The organism is Microtetraspora sp. AC03309, assembly GCF_020826795.1.
GTDB lineage: Bacteria > Actinomycetota > Actinomycetes > Streptosporangiales > Streptosporangiaceae > Microtetraspora > Microtetraspora glauca.
Window position 1 is genome coordinate 1 of sequence record NZ_JADDIL010000032.1, and the last position, 25,430, is coordinate 25,430.

22 protein-coding genes are annotated in these 25,430 nt (G+C 69.9%); 20 read left to right on the forward strand and 2 right to left on the reverse strand.

From position 1 onward, the window contains the following. Window positions 1-898 precede the first annotated feature (898 nt). From IMZ11_RS20000 to IMZ11_RS20080, 17 genes are all read left to right on the forward strand, one after another. Window positions 899-2,182 (forward strand): folylpolyglutamate synthase/dihydrofolate synthase family protein, encoded by a 1,284-nt coding sequence (locus IMZ11_RS20000; RefSeq protein ID WP_228643803.1) that lies wholly within the window; start codon window positions 899-901, stop codon window positions 2,180-2,182. Next, entirely contained in the window at window positions 2,179-2,544 is a 366-nt protein-coding gene (locus tag IMZ11_RS20005) for a DUF4233 domain-containing protein (RefSeq protein WP_228643644.1), read from the forward strand. Before IMZ11_RS20000 ends, IMZ11_RS20005 begins: the two co-directional genes overlap by 4 nt. Before the next feature lie 11 nt (window positions 2,545-2,555). Next, entirely contained in the window at window positions 2,556-4,130 is a 1,575-nt protein-coding gene (locus tag IMZ11_RS20010; protein ID WP_228643646.1) for a hypothetical protein, read from the forward strand. 118 nt (window positions 4,131-4,248) lie between these two features. Beyond that, window positions 4,249-4,659, forward strand: a complete 411-nt coding sequence (ndk, locus tag IMZ11_RS20015) for a nucleoside-diphosphate kinase (protein ID WP_228643648.1) — start codon at window positions 4,249-4,251, stop codon at window positions 4,657-4,659. A 195-nt stretch (window positions 4,660-4,854) separates the two neighbouring features. Further along, window positions 4,855-5,886 (forward strand): rod shape-determining protein, encoded by a 1,032-nt coding sequence (locus IMZ11_RS20020; protein ID WP_061257307.1) that lies wholly within the window; start codon window positions 4,855-4,857, stop codon window positions 5,884-5,886. 12 nt (window positions 5,887-5,898) lie between these two features. Continuing rightward, window positions 5,899-6,945, forward strand: a complete 1,047-nt coding sequence (gene mreC / locus IMZ11_RS20025; protein WP_228643650.1) for a rod shape-determining protein MreC — start codon at window positions 5,899-5,901, stop codon at window positions 6,943-6,945. A gap of 5 nt (window positions 6,946-6,950) precedes the next feature. Then, window positions 6,951-7,454 (forward strand): rod shape-determining protein MreD, encoded by a 504-nt coding sequence (gene mreD, locus IMZ11_RS20030; protein ID WP_228643652.1) that lies wholly within the window; start codon window positions 6,951-6,953, stop codon window positions 7,452-7,454. 22 nt (window positions 7,455-7,476) lie between these two features. Then, window positions 7,477-9,531 carry a penicillin-binding protein 2 gene (mrdA, locus tag IMZ11_RS20035; protein ID WP_308066825.1) on the forward strand — a complete coding sequence of 685 codons (2,055 nt, stop codon included), beginning with the start codon at window positions 7,477-7,479 and terminating at the stop codon, window positions 9,529-9,531. Beyond that, window positions 9,528-10,706: a rod shape-determining protein RodA gene (rodA, locus tag IMZ11_RS20040; protein WP_228643656.1), complete on the forward strand. Its 1,179-nt coding sequence runs from the start codon at window positions 9,528-9,530 to the stop codon at window positions 10,704-10,706. Before mrdA ends, rodA begins: the two co-directional genes overlap by 4 nt. A gap of 61 nt (window positions 10,707-10,767) precedes the next feature. After that, window positions 10,768-12,690 carry a TIGR03960 family B12-binding radical SAM protein gene (locus tag IMZ11_RS20045; protein ID WP_228643658.1) on the forward strand — a complete coding sequence of 641 codons (1,923 nt, stop codon included), beginning with the start codon at window positions 10,768-10,770 and terminating at the stop codon, window positions 12,688-12,690. 120 nt (window positions 12,691-12,810) lie between these two features. Beyond that, window positions 12,811-13,527: a TIGR03936 family radical SAM-associated protein gene (locus IMZ11_RS20050; protein ID WP_308066823.1), complete on the forward strand. Its 717-nt coding sequence runs from the start codon at window positions 12,811-12,813 to the stop codon at window positions 13,525-13,527. Window positions 13,528-13,630: 103 nt separating this feature from the next. After that, window positions 13,631-16,441 carry an Rne/Rng family ribonuclease gene (locus IMZ11_RS20055; protein WP_228643662.1) on the forward strand — a complete coding sequence of 937 codons (2,811 nt, stop codon included), beginning with the start codon at window positions 13,631-13,633 and terminating at the stop codon, window positions 16,439-16,441. Between the two features lie 186 nt (window positions 16,442-16,627). Further along, entirely contained in the window at window positions 16,628-16,942 is a 315-nt protein-coding gene (gene rplU, locus IMZ11_RS20060) for a 50S ribosomal protein L21 (protein ID WP_061257313.1), read from the forward strand. Window positions 16,943-16,980: 38 nt separating this feature from the next. Next, window positions 16,981-17,238 carry a 50S ribosomal protein L27 gene (rpmA, locus tag IMZ11_RS20065; protein ID WP_067130520.1) on the forward strand — a complete coding sequence of 86 codons (258 nt, stop codon included), beginning with the start codon at window positions 16,981-16,983 and terminating at the stop codon, window positions 17,236-17,238. 114 nt (window positions 17,239-17,352) lie between these two features. After that, window positions 17,353-18,705 (forward strand): GTPase ObgE, encoded by a 1,353-nt coding sequence (gene obgE / locus IMZ11_RS20070; RefSeq protein WP_228643664.1) that lies wholly within the window; start codon window positions 17,353-17,355, stop codon window positions 18,703-18,705. Window positions 18,706-18,719: 14 nt separating this feature from the next. Beyond that, entirely contained in the window at window positions 18,720-19,838 is a 1,119-nt protein-coding gene (proB, locus tag IMZ11_RS20075; RefSeq protein WP_228643666.1) for a glutamate 5-kinase, read from the forward strand. Window positions 19,839-19,854: 16 nt separating this feature from the next. Then, window positions 19,855-21,111, forward strand: a complete 1,257-nt coding sequence (locus IMZ11_RS20080) for a glutamate-5-semialdehyde dehydrogenase (RefSeq protein ID WP_228643668.1) — start codon at window positions 19,855-19,857, stop codon at window positions 21,109-21,111. 56 nt (window positions 21,112-21,167) lie between these two features. Here the strand turns inward: IMZ11_RS20080 and IMZ11_RS20085 are convergent, their stop codons facing one another. After that, window positions 21,168-21,842 (reverse strand): response regulator transcription factor, encoded by a 675-nt coding sequence (locus IMZ11_RS20085; RefSeq protein ID WP_228643670.1) that lies wholly within the window; start codon window positions 21,840-21,842, stop codon window positions 21,168-21,170. Between the two features lie 195 nt (window positions 21,843-22,037). On the opposite strand from IMZ11_RS20085, the gene IMZ11_RS20090 reads away from it, so the two are divergent. The 3 genes from IMZ11_RS20090 to IMZ11_RS20100 are packed head-to-tail and all read left to right on the forward strand — an operon-like array spanning window position 22,038 to window position 24,240. Further along, window positions 22,038-22,205, forward strand: coding sequence for a hypothetical protein (locus IMZ11_RS20090; RefSeq protein ID WP_228643672.1), 168 nt, complete (start codon window positions 22,038-22,040; stop codon window positions 22,203-22,205). Continuing rightward, complete coding sequence (locus IMZ11_RS20095; protein ID WP_228643674.1) at window positions 22,205-22,633, forward strand: DoxX family protein; 429 nt, start codon at window positions 22,205-22,207, stop codon at window positions 22,631-22,633. The genes IMZ11_RS20090 and IMZ11_RS20095 overlap by 1 nt, the downstream gene beginning before the upstream one ends. A 59-nt stretch (window positions 22,634-22,692) precedes the next feature. After that, a complete protein-coding gene (locus IMZ11_RS20100; RefSeq protein WP_228643676.1) occupies window positions 22,693-24,240 on the forward strand; it encodes a serine/threonine-protein kinase in 1,548 nt (515 codons plus the stop codon). Window positions 24,241-24,324: 84 nt separating this feature from the next. Here the strand turns inward: IMZ11_RS20100 and IMZ11_RS20105 are convergent, their stop codons facing one another. Next, a complete protein-coding gene (locus IMZ11_RS20105) occupies window positions 24,325-25,335 on the reverse strand; it encodes a M48 family metallopeptidase (RefSeq protein WP_228643679.1) in 1,011 nt (336 codons plus the stop codon). Between the last annotated feature and the right edge of the window lie 95 nt (window positions 25,336-25,430).

The following is a 25,430-nucleotide window of genomic DNA, read 5'->3' on the forward strand; positions in this document are numbered from 1 at the left end:
GTACTGCACTGGGGACGGTGTGGGAGAGTAGGACGCCGCCGGACAATTTTTGTGGGAGAGGGTCACCCTGTCGGGGTGGCCCTTTCTCTTTTTTTGGGGGGTTCCGGGTGCCGGGGCCCCCTTCTTTTTTTGTTGTGTGGGCCGGTCGGTCTGGGTTGGTGGTGTTGTGGGTTTGGGTGGTTCTGTTGTTGGTGGGTTCTGTTTTTGTTTTGCGGGTGTGGTGGTTGCCGTATTCGGGGTAAGCGCTTTCCGGGTGCGTTTTAGGGATTGCGGTGGGAAAGGGGGGCGCGGAGGTGGGGGTTTGTGGAGGCCGGCGTAAGACCGTGCCAGCAACCACCGTGCCAGCAACCACCGCGCCCGCGATGGCCGCGAGAGCGGCATCACCAGAGGCCCGGTATCACGGCCGGCCGGAGCAAGCCCCCGTCGCAGCGCCTACGAACACCAACCACCGTGACTGGCCTCACAACACCGCGGCTACAGGCACTGGCCACCGCGACCGGGCCGGCCCCCCACAGCCGCAGGCCGCAAGAACACCTGCAATGGCGGCTCCGCCCACAACACAGCGTCTACAGGTACCGGCCACTGCTGCTCCGCGCAGCGCCTGGGATTCCAGCCACAGTGGCTCGCCCCACGTTGCGGCGTTCACGGTTGCGTTCACGGCCAAGAGCTACTGCGGCTTGTCCTCACAGTCGCTGGGCTCAAATGGTGCACTCCTGGAAGCTCAGGATGAGGCACCGCGGTGTGCGCGGCTCACGCGGCGCAGCTCCGCCGAGGATCAGCCGGTGCCCTTTGCCTGCCGTTTCCTGCGGTTTCGCCGTGCGATGTCCTCGGGGGCGGCGGCCATGCGGGCTGACAGTAAGGTTGATGCGTGGAGTATCGAGAGGTCGAACAGGCCATCATGCGCAGGGGAGTCGAGTGGGATTTCACGCCCACGCTCGACAGGATCACCGCCTTGGTGGAGTTGCTCGGTGACCCTCACAAGGCGTACCCGATCATCCATGTGGCGGGGACGAACGGCAAGACCAGCACCGCCCGCATGATCGAGTCGCTGCTGCGTGAGCGTAACCTTCGGGTCGGCAGGTTCACCAGCCCTCACCTGAACTCCATGCGTGAGCGCATCAGCGTGGACGGCGCTCCCATCTCGGAGGAACGGTTCGCCGAGGTCTACGAGGACATCGCGCCGTACCTTGAGATCATCGACGCCAAGGTCGGAAAGCTCAGCTTCTTCGAGGTGCTCACCGGCATGGCCTTCGCCGCCTTCGCGGACACTCCCGTGGACGTCGCGGTGATCGAGACCGGCATGGGCGGGACCTGGGACGCCACCAACGTCGCCGACGGCACGGTGTCGGTGATCACGCCGATCTCGCTGGACCACACCGACTATCTCGGCCCGGACGTCGAAACGATCGCCGGGGAGAAGGCCGGCATCATCAAGGCGAAGGCGACGGCCGTGCTCTCGCAGCAGCCGCTCCAGGCGGCGGAGGTTCTGATGCGCCGGGCCGCGGAGGTGGGCGCGACGGTCGCGCGGGAGGGCCTGGAGTTCGGGGTTCTGCATCGCGAGCTCGGCATGGGGGGTCAGCTGCTCCAGCTGAAGGGGCTGAAGGGCGTCTACGAGGAGGTCTTCGTCCCTCTGTACGGCGCGCACCAGGCGAGCAACGCGGCGAGCGCGCTGGCCGCTGTCGAGGCGCTGAGTGCCGGTGACGAGCCTCTCGGGGACGATCTCGTACGGCAGGCGTTCGCGCAGGCGACCAGCCCTGGGCGGCTGGAGGTCGTCAGGCGGGGGCCGACGGTGGTTCTGGACGCCGCGCACAATCCGGGCGGCATGGAGGCGAGCGTCGACGCGATCTCCGAGTCCTTCGGTTTCACCAGGCTCATCGCCGTGGTCGCCGTGATGGCCGACAAGGACGTCGACACGATCCTGGAGCTCCTCGAGCCCATCGTCGAGGAGCTCGTCGTGACGAGGAACACCTCGCCACGATCCATGTCTCCGGAGGATCTCGCGGAGAAGGCGGAGAGCGTTTTCGGGGCCGAGCGTGTCCACGAGGTTCCCAGACTGGACGACGCCATCGATCTCGCGGTCGGCCTGGCGGACCAGGGCGACGAGTTCGGGTCCGGAGTACTGATCACCGGGTCCGTCGTCACCGCGGGCGACGCCCGCGTCCTGCTGAAGGCGGATCGATGAGCGGCGGGCGTCGTGGTGCGGACATGTTCGAGGTGACCCCGGGGATGCGGCGCCTCGCCGCCAGCGTGCTGGGCATGCAGGCGATCGTCGTCGCCCTGTTCACTCCGGTCGCGATCGCCGTGTCGCACATCGACACCACCGTGGCCGTGTCGGTGGGCATCGGGCTGGCGGTGCTGTGCGTGCTGGTCGCGGGCATGCTGAAGCGGCCGTACGGCTATATCGCGGGCAGTTTCGTCCAGCTCCTGACGATCGCCACCGGTTTCCTCGTGCCGACGATGTTCGTCCTCGGAGTGCTCTTCGCGGCCCTGTGGATTACGGCGATATTCGTCGCTCGCCGTGTCGAAGGCGCGACGAAGCGCTAAAGTCGGCCAGCATGGCCGTCCCCCCGATTCAGGCCCGGACCGCCGTGGCGGTCCGTGGCGTTCGCGTTCCCCTGTTGCTCGACATCGTGGTCGGGCTCCTCGTCGCGGTGGCGCTGCCACTGGCGATCGTCGCCATCCCGAACACCATCTCTGTTGTGGCGGCCCTGCTGCCGCCTGACGCCTCACAGGTCGCGATGATGCGGGCGCACGGGCTCGCATTGCCGGTCATGTTGCTGGCCGTGCCGTTGGCGGCGGTCGCCGTACGCCGCTTCCGTGCCGCGCCGGTCCTGGTCGCGGGTCTGACGTTGCTCGCGGCCGCCGACGCGGCGGGAGGCTACGCGGGGTCGCCCGTCATGGTCGGCGTGCTGCGCGTCCTGCACGGCGTCGGCGCCGGTCTGTTGCTGCCCGCGACGCTGGTGGCCGCGTGGGAACGTCCGCGGCGCAGGTTCCTGCTGCCGCTCTGGGTGGGGATGCTCGCGGCGAGCCTGGCCGGGGCGCAGGCCCTGGCCCTGTGGCCGCTGGCCAGGGCGACCTCGTGGCAGGTGACGCTCCAGCCGTATCCGCTCCTCACCGGTGTCGCGCTCGCGCTCGCCGCCGTGTACCTCGTGCTCTGGATCGTCACGAGCGGCGGCGGTGTCCACGTCCACGGTGGTGCCGACGGTGTCGACGGAGACGCTAGAGACGCTGGAGACGACGGAGACGACGGAGACGCGGAACGGCCGTCGGCCGCGGAGCGGGGTCGGCTGACCCTGGCGGCGGTGCCGGCGGCGGGCATCGCCGTACTCGCGGTCGGCACGACGTTCGACTGGCCGCCGGTCCTGGTCATCGCCGCGGCGGCCGTCGCGGTGGTCGCGATGCTCGGCCTGGGCGCGGTGGCGGCGTTCGATGGGCCCGGCGGGCGTGCGCTGGCCTTCACCAACGTCGCCGTCGGGCTGGTCGTCCTGCCGACGGCCGCGCAGACGACGTACGTGGAGATGGGCGGCGTGCGCGGCGGCCCCGGGCTGTCCGGCCTGTGGCTGCCGTTCACGGTGGCCGCCGCCATCGCCGTGGTCGCCGCCTGCGTGGTGGGGGCCGCGGGCGAGCAGAAGGCCGGAAAGTTCGTCGGAGCCGGCCTGGTGGCGGTGGTGGCCGGTCTCTGCGCGATCAGGCTGATCGCGCCGACCCCGGACGGTCCGCTGCTCGTGGTGCCGTTCGCGCTTCTGGCCGGGGGTTCCGCGGTGGCGCTGGTCGCCGCGCTGAGGCCGGTGCGGATCGGTACGGCGCTGCTCGGCCTTTCCCTGTGCTTCCCCGCGGTGCTCGCGGGCTTCCTGTTGGGGACGGGCATTCAGCTGACCCACCTGCGCGAGATCGCTCAGTCGGGCGATTCGACGAAGCCGGAGCTGGTCGCCCAGGCGTTCGTCGACGCGCTGTGGATGTGGGCTCTGGTGGGCGGCTTCGCCGTGGTGGGCATCATCGTGGTCGCGTCGTGGCTGGGGCGCAGGGAGCCCGGGTCGTCGAGGCGGGAGGCGCAGGTGCTGATCCCGTCGCCCGCCCCCTCGCCCGAGGAGGCGGGTACGGAGAGCGGGGAAACCACCTCAGACCGGTAAGCTGCGGGTTGCACGGAGCACCCGAGCGAGCGCGGCCATGAGATCGCCTTGCTGTGGAGGGCCGCCCAGTCGAAGCCGTCGTCGAGTACGGCTGAAGATCGCAACAGAGGAGATTCTCGTGTCGGAGCGCACGCTTGTCCTGATCAAGCCGGACGGAGTCCGTCGTGGTCTCATCGGCGACGTCATCGGCCGCATCGAGCGCAAGGGCCTCAAGGTCGTGGCGATGGAGCTGCGCACGCTGGACGCCGAGACCGCCAAGAGCCACTACGCCGAGCACGCCGAGCGCCCGTTCTTTGGCGAGCTGGTGGAGTTCATCACGTCCGCGCCGTTGGTCGCGCTCGTCGTGGAAGGTCCCCGGGCCGTCGAGGCGTTCCGTGCGCTGGCGGGTCTGACCGACCCGGTGAAGTCGGCCCCCGGCACGATCCGCGGCGACCACGCTCTGGAGATCGGCGAGAACGTCGTCCACGGGTCCGACTCCCCCGAGTCCGCCGCCCGCGAGATCAAGATCTTCTTCCCCGACCGCTTCTGAGCGCTCGACCACAGGAGAGGCCCCGGCTCAAACCGGGGCCTCTCGTGTTTTCCCTGGCAGTGACGCTTTTGATGGCCCTGACCTGGAAGATTTTCCCGCTCGCTGAAGGCTCGATGTGCCGGGCCATGGGTACAACAAGTTACGATTCGAGTGCGATGCGTTATCCCGCAAACCACCTGAAAGGCCTTCTTCAGCATGGGGAGCAAGCTGGCATTCCTGGGCCGTGACATGGCGGTTGACCTCGGCACGGCGAACACTCTCATCTATGTCCGGGGGCGCGGCATCGTTCTGAACGAGCCGTCCGTCGTAGCGATCAACAACTCCACCGGAAAGATCGTCGCGGTGGGTATCGAAGCGAAACGGATGATCGGGCGAACACCCGGAAACATCATCGCGGTGCGTCCCCTGCGTGACGGGGTGATCGCCGACTTCGACATCACCGAACGCATGCTGAGGTACTTCATCCAGCGTGTCCACAGGCGCCAGCGGTTCGCCAAGCCGCGCATCATCGTCGCGGTCCCCAGCGGGATCACCGGCGTCGAGCAGCGTGCTGTCAAGGAAGCGGGATACCAGGCGGGTGCCCGGCGGGTCTACATCGTCGAGGAGCCCATGGCGGCGGCCATCGGCGCCGGCCTTCCCGTCCACGAGCCCACCGGCAACATGGTGGTGGACATCGGCGGCGGCACCACCGAGGTCGCGATCATATCGATGGGCGGCATCGTCACCTGCCAGTCGATCAGAGTCGGCGGCGACGAGCTCGATCAGGCGGTCGTGAGCTTCGCCAAGAAGGAGTACTCCCTGATGCTCGGCGAGCGGACCGCCGAGGAAGTGAAGATCGCCATCGGGTCGGCGTACCACGACCACGAGGAGATCCACGCGGAGATCCGCGGCCGGGATCTCGTCACCGGCCTCCCCAAGACCGTCGTGATCTCCGCCGAGGAGATCCGCCGGGCGACGGCGGAGCAGGTCAACGCGATCGTCGACGCGGTGAAGACCACTCTGGACCGATGCCCGCCCGAGCTGTCGGGCGATCTCATGGACCGCGGCATCGCCCTCACCGGCGGCGGCGCCCTGCTGAAGGGCATGGAAGCACGGTTGAGGGACGAGACCGGTATGCCGGTGCACCTCGTGGACAACGCCCTCGACTCGGTCGCCCTCGGATCGGGCAAGTGTGTGGAGGACTTCGAAGCGCTCCAGCAGGTGTTGGTGCCGGAGCCCCGCCACTAATAAGGGGGCGACATGAGAGATTCTCGCCGCGCCCGCGTGGTCTTCGGTGCTCTGCTGACCGCCGCGCTGGTGCTGATCACCGTGGGTCACCGGGGCGGTGACTCCTCCGTCGCCGGGCCGCTGCGTGAGTTCGCCTCCACCGTCTTCGGCACGGCCGAGCGGGCGACCACCACGGTCACCGCTCCCGTGTCCCGGTTCTTCTCGATGCTGGGGGACGCGCCCGGCGCCAAGGACCGCATCGAGGGCCTGATGAAGGAGAACGCCCGGCTCAAGACCAAGCTGGCCGCCGCGGACATGAACAAGGGCAGGGCCAAGGAACTCGACCGGATGCTCGGGCTGTCCGGTCTCGGCCACTACCGGGTGGTCCCCGCGCAGGTGATCGCCCGTCGGCACACGGCGGGATTCGAGGACAGCGTGGAGATCGACGTCGGCTCCAGGGACGGTGTGCGCCGGGACATGACCGTCCTGAACGGCGACGGACTGGTGGGCCGGGTGCTTCGCACCGGGCCGGGCACCTCGACCGTGGTGCTCCTCACCGATCCCGGATCGTTGGCCGGTGCCCGTCTGGAGGGCGGGAACGAGCTCGGCGTCGTCAGCGGACTCGGCGAGAACGGCCGGGGCGGCAACCTGATCAGGCTGCGCCTGCTCGACTCGACCGCGCCCCTGAAGAGGGGGCGGCGGATCGTCTCCTTCGGCTCCCAGAACGGCACGCCGTACGCGCCGGGGGTGCCGATCGGGGAGATCGAACGGGTCGACGTGACGCCGGGCGAGCTGACCCGGACCGCCTACGCCCGGCCGTACGCCGACTTCACCGCGCTCGATGTGGTGGGCGTCGTCGTCCGGGCCCCTGATCGCGATCCTCGCGACTCGGTACTGCCGGGAGAGCCGCGAAAGGCCGTTCCCGGCAAGAAGGACCAGGCCAAGGACAAGCAGAAGGACCCGCACAAGGAGAAGCAGAAGGCTCAGCGGCGTGACCAGGCCGAGTCGAGGGACCCGGCCGGACAGGTGAACGAGCCGGACCCAGCGGCGGAGCCGCGCCAGAGCGAGGGGAGGGACTGATCGCCATGGCGCGCAACCTCGTCGCCGGGCTGCTGGTCTTCGTCGCCCTTGTCGTGCAGGTGACGGTCCTGAACCGGTTGCCGGTCCGCGTGGTCCCCGATCTGGTCCTGCTGGTCGTGATCGCGCTGGCCGCGGTCAGGGGCGCACACGCCGGCATGATCATCGGCTTCTGCGCGGGCCTCGCCGCCGACATCCTGCCCCCCGCAGGAGGTGTGATCGGCCAGTACGCCCTGGTCCTGTGCATCACCGGATTCGTGGCGGGCAGGCTGGCCGCGCACGCCCCGCTGGTCGCCACGGAGGTGTGCGCGGTCCTCGCCCCGGCTCTCACGGTGGGGGTCGGAGCCTTGATCACGGACGACGGTGTCGGCTGGGCCTATATGCGAACCGTGTGGCCGTGGGTGGCGCTGTGCAATCTGATCGCCGCCCCGATCGTGTTGTGGGCGGTACGGCGACTCCACCGCGAGCGGCGGGGACAGGCCGTGCTGATGCCCAGCTGGAGACGGATATAAGCGAGGGGGCCGCATGACCCGCATGCGTGCGCGATTGATCGTTCTTCAGATTCTGGTGGTGTCTTTGATCGTGATTCTCGTCGTGCGCCTCTGGCAGGTCCAGATGGTGCGCGGGCGGGAGTTCGTGGCGGTCGCCACCGAGACCCGCACCCGTGACGTGGTCGTGCCGGCGCTGCGCGGGCAGATCCTCGACGCGTCCGGCCGGCCGCTCGTGCGCAACCGCACCAGCCTGGTGATCTCCGTGGATCGGACGACGCTCGAGCGCATGCCCGACGGCGGCGCGGCCGTGCTGACCCGCCTTGCCAAGGTGCTCGAGATGGCACCGGACAAGCTCAAGCAGCAGATCCGCGCCTGCGGGCCGGGAGTGACCCGGCCGTGCTGGCCGGGCTCGCCGTACCAGCCGATCCCGGTGGACGATCGCGCGACCACGCGTGAGGCGCTGCAGATCCTGGAGCGGCAGGAGGACTTCCCGGGGGTCACGGCGGAGATTCAGGCGCGCCGTTACTACCCGGGCGGGAGCGAGGCGGCCCAGCTGCTCGGTTACCTGCAGCCGGTCACCCAGCACGAGCTGGAGAAGCGCCAGGGACTCAAGGCCAGCTTCTCCGGAGTCGACCTGGTCGGCCGGGACGGGCTGGAGGCCGTGTACGACCCCGAGCTGCGGGGCACGTCGGGCCTGCGTCGCGTCCAGGTGGACCGGATGGGCAAGCAGATCGCCGTCGAGCAGCAGCGGTCACCGACGACAGGCGACACGCTGGTCACCAGCATCGACGCGCGGGTCCAGTCCGTCGTCGAGAAGGCGGTCGCCGAGGCGATGAAGAGCAACCCGGCGTCGGACGGCGCCGCGGGCGTGGTGCTCGACGTCAAGACCGGCCGTGTCGTCGCGATGGCGAGCATGCCGACGTACGACCCGGCGGTGTGGACGGGGGGCATCTCGGAGCACGAGTACCAGCGCCTGCTGTCGAACAAGTCCGGCAAACCGCTGATCTCGCGGGTGATCAAGGGCGAGTTCGCGCCGGGATCGACCTTCAAGATCTCCTCGGTGTCGGCGATGGTCGCGGACGGCTCCCCGCTGCGCGGGACCTACCAGTGCCCGAGCTCGTACAACGTCAACGGGCGGGCGTTCCCCAACGCCGGAGGCATGAGCCTGGGCGCCATCTCGCTGCACACCGCCCTGGTGAAGTCGTGCGACACGGTCTTCTACCGGGCCGGGTACGAGGAGTGGCTGCGGGACGGCGGAAACAAACCGAAGTCCAAGGTCAAGGAGCCGATGCCGAGCATGGCTCGCGCCTATGGTTTCGGCAAGCGGACGGGCGTCGACCTGCCGGGAGAGTCCCCGGGCCTCATCCCCGACCGCGCGTGGAAGCGCGACCTGTGGAACGCCACCAGGAACGAGATGTGCAAGCGGGCGAAGACCGGCTATCCGGAGATCAAGGATGCCGGCCGGGCCGCCTTCTCCAAGCGACTCGCCAACGAGAACTGCCTGGAGGGCTACATCTACCACGCCTACGAGGCGGCCAACTTCTCCATCGGCCAGGGTGACGTGCTCGTCACCCCGCTCCAGCTCGCCAGGGCGTACGCCGCGCTCGTCGGAGACGGCAAGCTCCGCAGCCCCAGGGTGGGACGGGCGCTGTTCCGCCCGGACGGCACGCTGGTCAGGGAGATCAAGGTCCCGGTCGTGGGCAAGCTGCCGATCAACAAGGAGACCCGGGACTACATCCGTGCGGCACTGAGTGAGGTGACCTCGGACGGCACCGCGGCCGGCGCGTTCAACGGCTTCCCGATGAAGCAGGTGCGAATCGGCGGCAAGACCGGTACCGCCGAGGTGTGGGGCAAGCGGGACACCTCCTGGTTCGCCTCGTTCGCTCCCGCCGAGAACCCGCGGCTCGTGGTCGTGGTGCTGGTCTCCCAGGGCGGTTTCGGAGCGGAGTCGGCCGCTCCGGCGGCGAGGCAGATCTGGGAGGGCATCTACGGCCTGGGCAAGAACGAGAACGGCAAGCAGCGCGCGGCCGCGCTGCCCTCCGGGCATCCCGTGGAGCACCTGCCGGTCATTAAGCAGGACGGGACGGTCGCCCAATGATTCAGCAGGCGGCCGTGCGCAAGCGATCCTTCGCGAAGCGCGCGGTGGGGCGGGGGTCCGCGATCAGGCGGATGGACGGTCTGATGCTGCTCGCCGTCGCGGCCCTGTCCGTGATCGGGACACTTCTGGTCTGGTCGTCCACCCGGAGCTGGTCGTCGGTCGAGCCGACCGGGATGGTCAAGAAGCATGTGCTCAACCTCTCCATCGGCGCGGCTCTGTTCATCGTGGTCGCGATGTCCGACTTCCGGTGGCTGAAGTCGGCCGCGCCCATCGCGTACGCGGTGGCGATCTTCTCGCTGATCCTGGTCATCACGCCGCTCGGCTCGACCATCAACGGGTCGCATTCGTGGATCCTGCTGGGTGGCGGCTTCGCCGTGCAGCCGTCGGAGCTGGCGAAACCGGCTCTGGTGCTGACACTGGCGACGTTGCTCGCCAAGCCGGCCGACCGGACGGACCGACCTCGCGCCATCAGCGTGGCGTTCTGCCTGGGCGCCGCCGGGCTGGCCACGATCCTGGTGATGCTCCAGCCCGACCTGGGCACCACGATGGTCCTCGCCATGATCACCGGCGGGATGCTGGTCCTGGCGGGCGTGCGCAAGCGCTGGATCGTGGTGGTCCTGGCACTCGGCGTCGCCGGGGCGATGGCGGTGTGGTCCATGGGACTGCTGAAGCCGTACCAGGTGGCCAGGTTCACCGCGTTCATCAACCCGGCGAGCGATCCGCGGGGGGCCGGCTACAACAGCACGCAGGCGCTGATCGCGGTCGGATCGGGGGAGTTCTTCGGCAAGGGGCTGTTCCACGGCGGGCAGACCACCGGGCGGTTCGTTCCCGAGCAGCACACCGACTTCATCTTCACCGTGGTGGGGGAGGAGTTCGGCTTCCTCGGCTCGGCCACGGTGGTCGTCCTCCTCGGGGTCGTGCTGCTGCGCAGCCTGCGCATCGCCCGGTTCTGCAACGACAGGTTCGGCGGCCTGGTCGCCGGAGGCGTCGTGTGCTGGCTGGCCTTCCAGACCTTCATCAACGTCGGAATGACGATCGGGATCATGCCGATCACCGGTCTGCCGCTGCCCTTCGTCTCCTACGGCGGTACGGCCACGTTCGCCAACATGATCGCCATAGGTCTGCTCCAGGCGATATACATCCGGGATCGTCCCTACGGCGGCGGTGGCGCGTAGCCGGATCGGGCCTGTGGACGAGCGGACCTGGAGCGCCTTTTGAAGCGGATACGCTTGAGCCATGTCTGTCGAGTCACTGTTTCCTCGCCTGGAGCCGCTGCTGCCCAAGGTGCAGAAGCCGATCCAGTACGTCGGGGGTGAGCTCAACTCGACGGTCAAGGACTGGGACGAGGCGAGCGTCCGATGGGCGCTGATGTACCCGGACGCCTACGAGGTCGGCCTGCCCAACCAGGGTGTGCAGATCCTCTACGAGATCCTCAACGAGCTGCCCGAGACGATGGCCGAGCGCACCTACGCGGTCTGGCCCGACCTTGAGGCGCTCATGCGATCCGAAGGCGTACCCCAGTTCACCGTCGACGCGCACCGCCCGGTTCGCGCCTTCGACGTCCTCGGGGTGTCCTTCTCCACCGAGCTGGGTTACACCAACCTGCTGACCGCGCTCGACCTGGCGGGCATCCCGCTGGACGCGGTCGAGCGGACGGACGAGGACCCGATCGTGCTGGCCGGTGGCCATGCCGCGTTCAACCCCGAGCCCATCGCCGATTTCCTCGACGCCGCCGTCCTCGGGGACGGAGAGCAGATCGCGATCGCGATCTCCGAGGTCATCCGCGAGTGGAAGGGCGAGGGGGAGCCGGGCGGCCGCGACGAGCTGCTCATGCGTCTCGCCTCCACCGGGGGCGTCTACGTCCCGAAGTTCTATGACGTCGAGTACCACCCGGACGGGCGCATCATGCGCGTCGTGCCGAACAGAGCGGGTGTCCCGTCGCGTGTCTTCAAGCACACGGTCATGGACCTCGACGAGTGGCCCTATCCCAAGAAACCGCTCGTCCCGCTGGCCGAGACCGTCCACGAGCGGTTCAGTGTGGAGATCTTCCGCGGGTGCACCCGCGGCTGCCGCTTCTGCCAGGCCGGGATGATCACCCGTCCGGTGCGGGAGCGGTCGATCACCACGATCGGCGACATGGTCGAGAACGGCATCCGGGAGTCCGGCTTCAACGAGGTCGGGCTGCTGTCCCTGTCGAGTGCCGACCATTCGGAGATCGGTGACGTGGCCAAGGGCCTGGCCGACCGGTACGAGGGCACCAACACGTCGTTGTCGCTGCCGTCCACGCGCGTGGACGCGTTCAACATCGACCTGGCGAACGAGTTCTCCCGCAACGGGCGCCGTTCCGGGCTCACCTTCGCTCCCGAAGGCGGCTCCGAGCGCATGCGCAAGGTGATCAACAAGATGGTCACCGAGGAGGACCTCATCCGCACCGTCACCACGGCGTACAGCCAGGGGTGGCGTCAGGTGAAGCTGTACTTCATGTGCGGCCTCCCGACGGAGGAGGATGTGGACGTCCTCGGCATCGCCGACCTGGCCAAGAAGGTCATCCAGGCGGGCCGTGAGGCGACCGGCTCCAGGGACGTGCGCTGCACGGTGTCCATCGGCGGGTTCGTGCCCAAGCCGCACACGCCGTTCCAGTGGGCCGCCCAGTGCGACCACGAGACGGTCGACCGCCGCCTGCGGGAGTTGCGCGACGCGCTGCGTGGCGACAAGGCGTACGGCAGGGCCATCGGCTTCCGCTACCACGACGGCAAGCCGTCGATCGTGGAGGGACTGCTCTCGAGGGGCGACCGCCGTGTCGGCCGCGTGATCCGGGCCGTCTGGGAGGACGGCGGCCGGTTCGACGGCTGGAGCGAGCACTTCTCCTACGAGCGCTGGATGGTGGCGGCCGACAAGTCGCTGGCCGACGAGCCCGTGGACGTCGACTGGTACACCACCCGCGAGCGTGAGGAGCACGAGGTGCTCCCGTGGGACCACCTCGACGCCGGTCTCGACCGGGAGTGGCTCTGGCAGGACTGGCAGGACGCCGTGAGCGACGTCGAGGTCGAGGACTGCCGCTGGACGCCGTGCTACGACTGCGGCGTCTGCCCGACCATGGGGACCGAGATCCAGATCGGCCCGACCGGCAAGAAGCTGCTGCCCCTCACCGTGATCTGACAGGGGACTTCCACGCGAGGCTTATCCTGAAAGACGACGGACCGACACCGGAAGGACGACTTAACACTGAAACCCGTTCCTGATGGGCCCCCGCCCGCGCCCGTGGTGCAGCGCCTTCGTGTGCGCTACGCCAAGCGTGGACGGCTGCGCTTCACGAGTCACCGCGACATCTCCCGTGCCGTCGAAAGGGCGGTGCGGCGAGCCGACATCCCGGTGGCGTACAGCGCGGGGTTCAGCCCCCATCCCAAGATCTCTTATGCCGGCGCGGCCCCGACCGGGGTGGCGAGCGAGGCCGAGTACCTCGAGATCGGTGTGAGCAGGCCGTGCGACCCGCACCGCCTCCGTGCCGACCTGGACGCCTCGCTGCCGCCCGGCCTGGACGTGCTCGACGTGGTCGAGGCGCGCGACAGCGGCCTGGCCGACCGGCTGGAGGGTTCGGTGTGGGAGCTGCGGCTGCCCGGGATGGATCCCGAGGTGGCCGCGAAGGCGGTCGAGACATTCGTCGCCGCCGACCGCGTGGAGGTCGAACGCCTGACCAAGAAGGGTTTGCGGCGGTTCGACGCCCGCGAGGCGGTGCAGTCTCTGGCCGTTCAGGAAGGGGAGGGGAGAGCAGCAGGCCAGGAGCCGGATCGACCGTGTGTCATACTTCGCATGGTCGTTCGGCACGCGACACCTGCGGTTCGACCCGATGACGTACTCACGGGACTGCGTCTTGTGGCGGGCTTCGCGCCGCTGTCACCCCCCGAGGTGACCAGGCTGGCGCAGGGGCCGCTCGACGCGGCGACCGGTGAGCCCGCCGATCCGTTCGATTTCGATCGGGTGGGCGGAGACCGATAAGACTTGCCGCCGAGGCACCGCAAGGGAGCCCGGCGGACCGCGAGAGACGAGAGCTCCCGCGCGGCGCGGAGACGTGCCCGGGAGCTGACGGGAGAGCGCCCGCATGCTCGACAACGAGCCCAATGCCGGGGCTGTGAGCCTTGGCAGCGATACGACGACGACTGACAGCACGGCAGGGGGGACGCGGAGCGGAGCCGGTGGCGGCACCACTTCGGTGCGTCGCCGTTCGGCGAGCAGGCCCGCCGGGCCGCCGCCGGAGCCCGAGGACACCCCCCCGGCCACGATGACCGCACCGGCCGCGGAGCCGGCATCCGCGCAGCATGAGGCCGCACCGGCCAAGGCCGCGCAAGCGGAGCCGCAGGCCGCCGAGGACGCGAAGCCCAAGCGGGCGACCCGCCGCAAGGCCACCGCGAAAGCCGCTGAGGAGACCGCGGAGGACGCGGGGCCGGTCAAGCCGGCCCGGCGGAGCCGTACGCGCAAGGCCGCCGAGGAACCGGTCCCGGACACGACCGCGCAGCCGGTCGCCGAAGCGCCGGCGGAGCCCGTGGGCGAGACGGCGGCCGAGGAGGTTCCGGCCCCCACCCGGCGGCGCCGTACGCGCAAGGAGACGACGCCGGAACGATCCAGCGCCATGACGGCGGCGGAGGCCGAGGTGGCCGCCGCGATGTCTCTGGCGCTGCCGGATGAGGAGCCGCTCGACGAGGTTCCCGCCGAGGAGGCCGAGGGCACCGAGGACATCGGTGCCGCCGAGGGCTCCGAGACCGCTGAGACCGCTGAGACCGCTGAGGACGAGGACGCCGATGTCGAGGCGCCCGGACGGAGCGTGGTGGCCGACCCGTTCGGGTTGCACGCCCAGCGCTTGGCCGAGCCTCCGTCGCAGATGTTCCAGGCTCCCGCCGCGGTGTTCCAGCCGCTGTTCCAGGCCCCCGACCCGTTCTCCGTCCCGGCGGTCCGGCCGCAGCCGGCCGCACCCGCCGAGGAGGCGGAGGAGCAGGCCGAGAGCGCGGACACCGACGAGAGCGCCGAGCACGGCGAGGACGACGGCGAGGCGGGCGGCCGACGCCGTCGGCGGCGCCGGGGCGGCCGCGGCCGCGGCGTCAAGACCCGCGACTCCGAGGACGGCGACGAGGCGGAGACCGTGTCCGCCGAGGCCGCGGAGGAGCCGGAGGGCGAGGAGGCCGGTGAGGACGAGGCCGACGGCGATCAGGCCGGGTCGCGCCGCCGTCGCCGTCGTCGTCGCCGTGGCACCGAGGAGGCCGAGCTCACGGTCGACGACCCGCCCAACACCGTGGTGCGCATCAGGGCGCCGCGGGCGACCCGCGCCACGTCCGTGGACGAGGTCCAGGGCGTACGCGGCTCGACCCGCCTGGAGGCCAAGAAGCAGCGCCGCCGCGAGGGACGCGAGCTGGGTCGTCGCCGCCCGCCGATCATCACCGAGTCGGAGTTCCTGGCCCGGCGGGAGTCGGTCGAGCGGGTCATGGTGGTGCGCCGTCACGGCGGTCGCACGCAGATCGCGGTCCTGGAGGACGGCATCCTCGTCGAGCACTACGTCGACCGGGAGGCGAGCCAGTCCTACGTCGGCAACGTCTACCTCGGCAAGGTGCAGAACGTGCTGCCCTCCATGGAGGCGGCGTTCGTCGACATCGGCAAGGGCCGCAACGCCGTGCTGTACGCCGGTGAGGTCAACTTCGACACCGCCGGGCTGGAAGGCCAGCCCAAGCGGATCGAGGCGGCGTTGAAGTCCGGCCAGTCCGTGCTCGTCCAGGTCACCAAGGACCCGATCGGGCACAAGGGCGCACGGCTGACCTCCCAGATCAGCCTGCCCGGCCGGTACCTCGTCTACGTGCCGGACGGCTCGATGACGGGCATCTCCCGCAAGTTGCCCGACAAGGAACGGACGCGGCTCAAGCAGATCCTGCGCAAGGTGATGCCGGAGAACGCCGGTGTGATCGTGCGCACGGCGGCCGAGGGCGCCTCCGAGGAGGAGCTCAGCCGCGACGTGGCCCGGCTGTCGGCGCAGTGGGAGAACATCCAGCGCAAGGCCAAGTCGGCCAGCCCGCCGGAGCTGCTCTCCGCCGAGCCCGACCTCACCATCCGGGTGGTCCGGGACGTGTTCAACGAGGACTTCGCCTCGCTGGTCGTCGAGGGCGAGGACGCGTGGGAGACCGTGGACGAGTACGTCCAGTACGTCGCCCCGCACCTGGCCGACCGCCTCTCCAAGTGGGAGGAGTCGGGCGACGTCTTCGCCAGCTACCGCGTGGACGAGCAGATCGCCAAGGCGATGGAGCGCAAGGTGTGGCTGCCCTCGGGCGGCTCCCTGGTGATCGACCGGACCGAGGCGATGACCGTCGTCGACGTCAACACCGGTAAGTTCACCGGCCAGGGCGGCAACCTCGAGGAGACCGTCACCCGCAACAACCTGGAGGCGGCCGAGGAGATCGTCCGCCAGCTCAGGCTGCGGGACGTCGGTGGCATCATCGTGATCGACTTCATCGACATGGTGCTGGAGAGCAACCGTGACCTGGTGCTCCGGCGGCTGCTCGAGTGCCTGGCCCGGGACCGGACCAAGCACCAGGTGGCCGAGGTCACCTCTCTGGGCCTGGTCCAGATGACCCGCAAGCGGGTCGGACAGGGCCTGCTTGAGGCGTTCTCGACACCCTGTGACTGCTGTCACGGCCGTGGCGTCATCATCTCGTCCGAACCGGTCGAGGCGAAGCCCGAGCCGAGGGGTACGCAGGGCAAGATGGCCATCGAGAAGGCCGTGGCCGAGAAGCTCTCCACCAGTGAGGGCACGGCCGTCGCCGCGTCCGTCAACGGCCGTGACAGCGTCACCGACGCTCTTCACGCCGGAGACGACGCTCTCGCCGGTCAGCCTCGGGGACGTCGCCGTTCCCGCAGGAAGACGGCAGAATAGGACTTCGTCTTTCCCGGTGTTCCGCCCGGTTCGACCTGGGTACCGGTAATCCGGTACCCTAGTCAACCGGTGCGCCCGGTGGCGCGCCTGGCTTCGCGCGCCTACCCGGTTCGCCGGTCGTGTTATCGACAGCAGCTGGATGCGGGGCGCAGCATCTAAGCATTTAGCCAGAAGAAGGGTTCCGCGGTGTACGCGATCGTTCGTTGCGGCGGCAGGCAGCAGAAGGTCTCCGTCGGGGACGTCCTCGAGGTGGACAAGGTCGCCGGCGAGGTTGGCTCCTCGGTGTCGCTGCCGGCGGTGCTCGTCGTCAACGACGGCGATGTCACCACCGACGCTGCCACGCTTGGCAGGTTCCAGGTGACGGCCGAGATTCTCGGTGAGACCAAGGGCCCCAAGATTCGCATTCTGAAGTACAAGAACAAGAGCGGTTACAAGAAGCGCCAGGGCCACCGCCAGCGGTACACCCAGGTCAAGGTGACCGGCATCAACCCCGGACAGTAAGTATTTCCCGGGGGATGTCCCCCGAAAGGGAGTGAATCATGGCACACAAGAAGGGCGCCTCGTCCACCCGGAACGGCCGCGACTCGAACGCTCAGCGTCTGGGCGTGAAGCGCTTCGGTGGTCAGCTTGTCAACGCCGGCGAGATCATCGTTCGCCAGCGCGGCACGCACTTCCACCCGGGTGACAACGTCGGCCGTGGTGGCGACGACACGCTGTTCGCCCTCGCGGCGGGCCACGTGCTGTTCGGCACCAAGCGGGGCCGGCGCGCGGTGAGCATCGTCCCGATCGCGGAGTGAATCCGCTCGGCAAACGGTTGTAGATGAGGCGGATCGAATTCTCGGTCCGCCTCATCTCTTTTTCTGAGGGGCACAGCGGTGAAAGCGCGCCGACCCCTCCCATGAGGGGAAGCAATGGCTGATTTCGTCGATAACGTCATCCTCCACATCAAGGCGGGTGATGGCGGTCACGGCTGCGCTTCCATCCACCGGGAGAAGTTCAAACCGCTCGGCGGCCCCGATGGCGGGAACGGTGGCCGGGGCGGTGACGTGATCCTGGAGGTGGATCCCAACACGGCCACCTTGCTGGAGTACCACCACCGCCCGCACCGCCGGGCGGCCAACGGCAAGCAGGGCATGGGGTCCAACCGTGACGGCGCGACCGGCGAGACGGTCGTGCTGCCGGTCCCGAACGGCACCGTCGTGAAGGACGCCAGGACCGGTGAGGTGCTGGTGGACCTCGTTGGAGCGGGCACCCGCTACGTCGCGGCCCAGGGCGGTTTCGGCGGGCTGGGCAACGCCGCGCTGGCCAACGCCAGGCGCAAGGCCCCCGGCTTCGCGCTGCTCGGCGAGCCCGGTGACGAAGCCGAGATCATGCTGGAGCTCAAGACCGTCGCCGACGTGGCGCTGGTCGGGTTCCCGAACGCCGGCAAGTCCTCTCTCGTCGCGGCGCTGTCGGCCGCCCGGCCGAAGATCGCCGACTATCCGTTCACCACCCTGATCCCCAATCTCGGCGTGGTGACCGCGGGGGAGACCGTGTTCACCGTCGCCGACGTGCCCGGTCTGATCCCCGGAGCGTCGGAGGGCAAGGGACTCGGCCATGAGTTCCTGCGGCACGTCGAGCGTTGCTCGACCATCGTGCACGTCCTCGACTGCGCCACCCTCGACCCGGGCCGTGATCCCCTCAGCGACTTCGACGTGATCGAGGCCGAGCTCGCGGCGTACGGCTCGCTCCAGGACCGGCCGCGGATGGTCGTGCTGAACAAGGTGGACGTGCCCGACGGGCGGGACCTCGCCGACATCGTCAGGCCCATGCTGGAGGAGCGCGGCCTGCGGGTCTTCGAGATCTCCGCCGCCTCGCACGAGGGCCTGACGCCCCTGTCGTACGCGATGGGGGAGATGGTGGCCCGGGCACGGGCGGAGGCTCCGGTCGAGGAGCCGACGCGCCTGGTCATCCGGCCGCGCCAGCTCGGCGAGACCGGGTTCGCGGTCAAGCGGGTGGACGAGAACACCTTCCAGGTCACGGGCGAGAAGCCCGAGCGCTGGATCCGCCAGACCGATTTCACCAACGACGAGGCCGTCGGCTACCTCGCCGACCGGCTGGAACGACTCGGCGTCGAGGAGGCGCTGGTCGAGGCGGGCGCCCAGGTCGGCGCCGAGGTGGTCATCGGTCCGATGGAGGGCGGATACGTCTTCGACTGGCAGCCGTCCCAGGGCACGCAGACCCGGATGGCCGGGCCCCGCGGTACGGACAGCAGGCTCGCCTGAGAGGGGATGGGCGGATGAGCAGGGAGCAGGTCGGCACGGCCGCGCGGCTGGTCGTCAAGGTGGGGTCGTCGTCGCTGACGACCCCGCAGGGCACCATCGACGTGGACCGGGTGGACGCGCTGGTCGACGTGCTGGCCGCGCGCCGGCTGGCGGGCGGGCAGATCGTGCTGGTCTCCTCCGGCGCGATCGCGGCGGGACTCGGCCCGCTCGGGCTCAGGAGCCGTCCCAAGGACCTGGCCACCCAGCAGGCGGCGGCCTCCGTCGGCCAGGGCGTGCTCGTCGCCCGTTACACCTCGTCCTTCGCGAGGTACGGCCTGCGGGTCGGCCAGGTGCTGCTGACCGCGGACGACATGATGCGCAGGTCCCATTACCGCAACGCGCGGCGCACGCTGGCGCGGCTGCTTGAGCTCGGCATCGTCCCCGTGGTCAACGAGAACGACACCGTGGCGACCGACGAGATCCGGTTCGGTGACAACGACCGGCTCGCCGCGCTGGTCGCCCACGTCACGTACGCGGACGCGATGGTCCTGCTCTCCGACGTGGACGCCCTGTACGACGGCGACCCGCGCAAGGACGGCGCCCGGCGGATCACCGAGGTCCGCGGGCCCGAGGACCTGGAGGGCGTCGAGCTGGGCACGTCCGGCCGGGTCGGCACCGGCGGCATGGTCACGAAGGTGCAGGCCGCCCGCATCGCCACCGGCGCCGGGGTCCCCGTCGTCCTCACCGCGGCCGCGCACGCCGCGCACGCGCTGGCCGGTGACGACGTCGGCACCTACTTCCATCCGGTGGGCCGCCATCCCGGCACGCGGCTGCTCTGGCTGGCCCACGCCGCCACCGGCCAGGGGCGGCTCCACCTCGACGAAGGCGCGGTCGAGGCGGTCGTCGGGCGGCGCAAGTCCCTGCTTCCCGCGGGTGTCGTCAAGGTCGAGGGCGACTTCTCCGCGGGCGACCCGGTGGACCTCTGCGGTCCGGCCGGCGTCGTCGTGGCCCGCGGCCTGGTCAACTACGACGCGAGCGAGATCCCCGAGCTGCTCGGCCGCTCCACCCGGGAGCTGGCCAGGGCGCTCGGTCCGGAATACGAGCGCGAGCTGATCCACCGGGACCACATCGTCATACTGGGGCACCACCACTAGTTCTGGAGTGCGGAGCATGTCTGAGGTAGAAGACTTCCTGAAGGTCGCCCGCGCGGCGAAGGACGCCGCCACCGTGCTGGCCCCGCTGCCGCGTGCGCCGAAGGATCTCGCGCTCCGCGCCGTCGCGGACGCCCTGGTGGCCCGTTCGGCCGAGATCGTCGAGGCGAACGCCGCCGACGTGGAGAAGGCCCGCGCGGGCGGCGTGTCCGAGGCGATGATCGACCGCCTACGGCTCGACACCGGCCGGATCGAGAAGATCGCGGCTGCCGTACGCGAGGTGGCCGAGCTGCCCGACCCCGTCGGCGAGGTGGTGCGGGGCAGTACGCTGCCCAACGGGCTGGAGCTGCGCCAGGTGCGGGTGCCGCTCGGCGTCATCGGCATCATCTACGAGGGCCGGCCCAACGTGACCGTGGACGCGGCGGCGCTGTGCCTCAAGAGCGGCAACGCCGTGCTGCTGCGCGGCTCCTCCAGCGCGTACTCCTCGAACACCGTCCTCGTGCGGATCATGCAGGATGCGCTGGCGGCGACGGAGGTGCCCGCCGCGGCGGTGCAGCTCGTCCCGGGGCAGACGCGGGAGTCGGCCAAGCAGCTGATGAGGGCCCGCGGCCTGGTGGACGTGCTGATCCCGCGCGGTGGCGCGTCGCTGATCAACAGTGTGGTGGAGGAGTCCACCGTGCCCGTCATCGAGACCGGCGTGGGCAACTGCCACGTGTACGTGGACGCCGACGCCGACATCGAGACGGCGCTCTCGATCCTGATCAACGCGAAGGCGCAGCGGCCTTCGGTGTGCAACGCGGCCGAGACGCTCCTCGTGCACGCCGACATCGCCGGGGAGTTCCTGCCGCGGGCCCTCACGGCGCTCAAGGACGCGGGCGTGACACTCCACGGCGACGAGCGGGTGCGCGCGCACGGCGCCGACGTCGTGGTGGCCACCGAGGAGGACTTCTTCGCCGAGTACCTCTCGCTGGACATCGCCGCGGCCGTCGTCGACTCGCTCGATGACGCCGTCCGGCACATCAGGACGTACGGCTCGGGCCACACCGACGCGATCGTCACCCGATCGCAGCGGGCGGCGCGCAGGTTCGTGGCGACCGTGGACTCGGCCGCGGTCGCGGTCAACGCCTCCACCCGGTTCACCGACGGCGGAGAGTTCGGGTTCGGCGCCGAGATCGGCATCTCGACGCAGAAGCTGCACGCTCGCGGCCCGATGGGCCTGCCCGAGCTCACGTCCACCAAGTGGATCTACACCGGCGACGGGCACGTCCGAGGGTAGCCGCCGACCGGAGCCGCTCCGGACCCGGACGGGGTCCGGAGCGGACGCGTTCCGCGTCAGACGTGGGTGAGGACGAGGCGTGAGCCGAGGCCCGCGTCCCTGGCCCGCAGCGCGGCGTCCACGCGGGTGGGCGCCTCCAGCTTGTTGAGCACGTTGCTGACGTGGTTGCGCACGGTCTTGGGGGCCAGGCACAGCTCTCGGGCGATCTCGGCGTTGGAACGGCCGTCGGCCAGGTATTCGAGCACCTCGCGTTCGCGCTGGGTCAGCCCGGGGAACGGCATACGCATCACGGGGGCGCTGAGGTGGGCCAGCAGCCGCGTCCCGACGCCCCGGCCGAACACCATCTGTCCCAGCGCGACGGAACGGAGCGCCGCCGCGACCTCGCCGGGCTCGGAGCCCTTGAGCAGGTGCCCGTAGGTCCCGGCCCTGAGGGCGGTGAGTAGATTCCTCCCGTCGTCTCCTGTGCCCAGCGTGAGGACCCGTACGGCGGGACACCTGCGGGTCAGATAGTCGACGACCTCCGGCATGGCGACGTCGATGAGGGCGACGCGGGGGCGGAGCCGTGCGGCGAGCCGCATCGCGTCGATGGGCTCCGAGGCGGCTCCTGTGACGGTGATGTCGGTGCAGTCGTGGAGTGCGGACCGGATCCCCTCGAGATACAGGGGATGCTCGTCGGCAATCACGACGGTGACCTGTCCGGTGCCCCGCCCGGTCGTGCGATCGGTGTCCATTGAGGTGAACCACCGCTTTCTTGGTTGTGTTCTCCCGATTGCCGCCGCACGCGTTCCCCCGGTGCGACGGACCACCCCCAAGGATTGTCTAGGGCGCTTGAGAATGACTTGTGGTTGCCTTCGCTGGGGCCAATGTTGCGCAAAGTAACCAGCGTGTCACTAGGGGCGGCGACGCGGTGGGGCTTGGCTGTGCGCATGGAGATTGTGGTCGCCCTGTGCATGGCCGTCGGCGTGGTCGTCGCTGCCGACCGGCTCATGCTGTGGCTGGAGAGCCGTGGGCACGTCAACTGGCGGCGCACCGGGCCCAGAAGGCTGAACGCGGAGCCCGAGACGGAGCTGGAGCTCCTGCTGAAGGACTCGTGATGAAGCGGGTGCTCTACGCCGTCGTCGCGTTGATCGGCAGGTCGGTGCTCGGGGTCATCTTCGTCACGCACGGCTGGGAGAAGTACAGCAACGGCGTCGAGGCCACGTCCGAGCAGTTCGCCACGGCGGGCATTCCGATGCCGGGCGTCTCGGCGATGTTCGCCATCCTCGCCGAACTCGGCGGTGGCTCACTGCTCATCCTGGGGCTGCTCACGTCCGTCGTGGGAGTCGCCGTGAGCATGGTGGCCGCGGGGGCGTTCCTGTACGTCCACGTACCGCACGGGTCCGGTGAGGGCGGCCTCGAACTGGTGCTCGCGCTGGGTGCGCTGGCTCTGGTCATCGCGGTCGCGGGACCGGGCTGGCTGAGCCTCGATCATCTGCTCGCCGAGCGCCGGCGGCGGGAGGGGGCCGCCCCCGTCTCGGCCTGATATCCGCCCGGCGTGCCTCCCCGGATTTGTCCCCGGAGGCCGCTATGGTTGTCCCTCCTATGGGTGGACGTCTAGGGCGGGTCGGCCCGTACGCGCTGCTGGAGCGGCTGGGCCGGGGCGGCATGGGCGAGGTCTACCTCGCGGCCAACCGCCGGGGCGAGCAGGTCGCCGTGAAGATGCTCCGCGACCCGCTCGGCGACGATCCTGACGCCCGATTACGCCTTGAGCGTGAGGTACGGGCCCTGCGGAGGGTGGAGAGTCCGTACGTCGCGCAGGTCCTGGACGCCGACCTGTCGGGCGACCGGCCCTATCTCGTGATGGAGCACATCGAGGGCGAAACCCTGCTCGACGCGGTGCGCCGTGCGGGGCCGCTCGCCGAGTGCGACCTGATCTCGCTCGCCCAGGGGCTCGCGACCGCTTTGGCGATCACGCATGCCGCCGGGGTCGTACATCGCGACCTCAAACCGGCGAACGTCCTGATGGGCGTGGACGGGCCGGTGCTGATCGACTTCGGGATCGCCCAGGTCCTCGACGCGACCAGGCTGACCATGACGGGGACCTTCCTCGGCACTCCCGGGTACGCGGCGCCCGAGCTTTTCGCCGACGAGACCGTGGGACAACCGGCCGACGTGCACGCCTGGGCGGCGACGGTGGCGTTCGCCGCCACCGGACGGCCCACCTTCGGCAGGGGGACCGTGCAGTCCCAGATGTACGCGATCCTGCACGGCCAGGCGGACCTGGCCGGAGTGCCCGCCGCGCTGCTGCCGCTGATCCGGGCGGCCCTGCACCGCGACCCGAGCAGGCGTCCCACGGCCGCCGTGCTGGCCGACCGGCTGGCCCGGCTCGCCCGCGCCTCCGCCGAACCGGCGTTCACGAGCGGCGGGCGGCGCCGTGCCGCGCCTGAAGAGCCGGAGGAGACGCACGACGGGAGCAGGGCCAGGATCCGGGACAGGAGCGCGGACAAGGCCGCGGAGGGGGCGCGAGACCGTTCCCCGGCGATCCCCGCCGAGGCGCGGCGACGCGGGCGGCGCACCGTACGGCGCCCCGGTTCCGCGCTCGCCGCCGAGGCCGCGGCGGCGAGCACGCCGGGCCTTCCCACCGGCAGCGCCGCGCTTCTGGTGCTCGCGCTGCTCGCGATCCCGTGCGTGGTGGCGTCGCTCGTGTTCCCTCTCGCCACGTTCGCGATCACAGGGACGCTCGCGGTCCTCATCAGGGCTCTGTGGAGCGGTCACTGGCTGGTGCGCAAGCGGGAGTCACCCCGGGTGCGGGGCGTCCTGCGGGTGCTGACCTTTCCCCTGACCCTGGCGGGCTCGCTCGTCTCGGCCGTGGCCTGGCCCGGGCTGCCCGCCGCGGCCGCGGCCTTCGCCGCGCTCTGGCTCACGGCCGGAGCACGCCTGGAACCCGAGTGGTGGACCCAGGCGGTGCCCGTGACGGTCGCGGGGATCGCCTTCGGCGTCGTCACCGGCGGGATCATCGGCCGTGAGGTCGAGCGCGTCGGCGCTCGGGTGCCCGAGTTGCGGAGAGAGGGCTTGCGGGCGCTCGCCGTGCTCGGCGGCTTCGTCGCGTTGTGCGCGGCTGCCGTGCGAGCGGTGGCGTTCTTCGTCTAGGTATCCGTCCGAACTCCGGACGGGATGGATCCGTCGGCGAGTGTGTCGCCGTGCCGTCCGGGAGGCGCCCCCCGGACCCGGCTCCTAGTTCTCCCTGCGGGCGAACTTGTTGAAGATGCGCTCACCGGCGTTGACCGCGCCCTCGGCGACGTCGCGCAGGACGCCGATGAAGGGGTCCTGGGACTGGGCCCACGACTCGCGGTAGGAGTTGGCGGCGGCCTTGACCTCTTCGGTGATCTTGGCGTTGGCGTCGTCCGCGCGGCGTGGGTAGTTCCCGGCCAGGATGTTCTCGTACTCGCCGGAGCGGCGCCAGCGGTCGAGTTCGGCGACCCGGGTGACCGCGAACGGGTGGGTGGTGCCGAGCAGGTTGAGGACCTTGAGCAGGCCGTCGCGGACGTCGCCGCCGGTGTCGTACTCACGAGCCTGGTCGAGGAACGCCTCGATGTTCATCTCGTGCAGGCGGGAGCCTCCGGCCAGCTTCATCAGGGCGCGCAGCGCGGCGTCGGGGTCCTGCCCGGCGAGCAGGCCGCCGCGGTCGGCCGACATCTCGGCCTTGCGCTGCCACTCCTCCAGGGCGGCCACGATGACCCGCAGGCCGATGTAACCGAGCGGGATCCAGGCCACCCGGGTGGCCAGGCGGGTGAGGATCGCCAGCATCGTGCCGTAGACGGCGTGGCCCGACAGGATGTGGGAGGTCTCGTGCCCGATGACGAAGCGGAGCTCCTCCTCGTCCATCAGGTCGAGCAGGCCGGTCGAGACCACGATGAACGGCTCGTCGAAGCCGATGGCCATGGCGGACACCTGAGGATCCTGCTGCACGTAGATCTCGGGGATCCGGTGCAGGTCGAGGATGTACGCGCTGTCGCGGCCCATGTCGTGGAGAGCGCGGAACTGCGTGTCCGTCGTGCGCACCGCGGAGGCCAGGAACATCAGGCGCAGGCGGCGCTCGCTGAACAGGCCGGACATGCGCTTGAGCACCGAGTCGAATCCGCTGAGCGAACGCATCGCGACGAGCGCGGAACGGTCGGCGGGGTGTTCGTAGGCGCGGGAGCTGATGCCGGGCAGCTGCACGCGATTGCGATCGGGAGTGGTCATGCTCCGCATGCTATGTCGGTGGAACGGGCCGCGCGCGGGAGAGTGATTTAGAGGGGTAGTTCCGGTCTAGTACGACTTGCAGGCTAGGGTCCGTT

Coding starts and splice junctions, on each gene's coding strand:
- IMZ11_RS20090 (WP_228643672.1), top strand. CDS start 22,038: ATGGAGATTGTGGTCGCCCTGTGCATGGCCGTCGGCGTGGTCGTCGCT.
- IMZ11_RS20000 (WP_228643803.1), top strand. CDS start 899: ATGCGCAGGGGAGTCGAGTGGGATTTCACGCCCACGCTCGACAGGATC.
- proB (WP_228643666.1), top strand. CDS start 18,720: ATGAGCAGGGAGCAGGTCGGCACGGCCGCGCGGCTGGTCGTCAAGGTG.
- IMZ11_RS20095 (WP_228643674.1), top strand. CDS start 22,205: ATGAAGCGGGTGCTCTACGCCGTCGTCGCGTTGATCGGCAGGTCGGTG.
- mreD (WP_228643652.1), top strand. CDS start 6,951: ATGGCGCGCAACCTCGTCGCCGGGCTGCTGGTCTTCGTCGCCCTTGTC.
- IMZ11_RS20020 (WP_061257307.1), top strand. CDS start 4,855: ATGGGGAGCAAGCTGGCATTCCTGGGCCGTGACATGGCGGTTGACCTC.
- mreC (WP_228643650.1), top strand. CDS start 5,899: ATGAGAGATTCTCGCCGCGCCCGCGTGGTCTTCGGTGCTCTGCTGACC.
- mrdA (WP_308066825.1), top strand. CDS start 7,477: ATGCGTGCGCGATTGATCGTTCTTCAGATTCTGGTGGTGTCTTTGATC.
- IMZ11_RS20005 (WP_228643644.1), top strand. CDS start 2,179: ATGAGCGGCGGGCGTCGTGGTGCGGACATGTTCGAGGTGACCCCGGGG.
- IMZ11_RS20100 (WP_228643676.1), top strand. CDS start 22,693: ATGGGTGGACGTCTAGGGCGGGTCGGCCCGTACGCGCTGCTGGAGCGG.
- IMZ11_RS20080 (WP_228643668.1), top strand. CDS start 19,855: ATGTCTGAGGTAGAAGACTTCCTGAAGGTCGCCCGCGCGGCGAAGGAC.
- rpmA (WP_067130520.1), top strand. CDS start 16,981: ATGGCACACAAGAAGGGCGCCTCGTCCACCCGGAACGGCCGCGACTCG.
- IMZ11_RS20055 (WP_228643662.1), top strand. CDS start 13,631: ATGCTCGACAACGAGCCCAATGCCGGGGCTGTGAGCCTTGGCAGCGAT.
- obgE (WP_228643664.1), top strand. CDS start 17,353: ATGGCTGATTTCGTCGATAACGTCATCCTCCACATCAAGGCGGGTGAT.
- rodA (WP_228643656.1), top strand. CDS start 9,528: ATGATTCAGCAGGCGGCCGTGCGCAAGCGATCCTTCGCGAAGCGCGCG.
- IMZ11_RS20085 (WP_228643670.1), bottom strand. CDS start 21,842: ATGGACACCGATCGCACGACCGGGCGGGGCACCGGACAGGTCACCGTC.
- IMZ11_RS20045 (WP_228643658.1), top strand. CDS start 10,768: ATGTCTGTCGAGTCACTGTTTCCTCGCCTGGAGCCGCTGCTGCCCAAG.
- IMZ11_RS20105 (WP_228643679.1), bottom strand. CDS start 25,335: ATGACCACTCCCGATCGCAATCGCGTGCAGCTGCCCGGCATCAGCTCC.
- IMZ11_RS20010 (WP_228643646.1), top strand. CDS start 2,556: ATGGCCGTCCCCCCGATTCAGGCCCGGACCGCCGTGGCGGTCCGTGGC.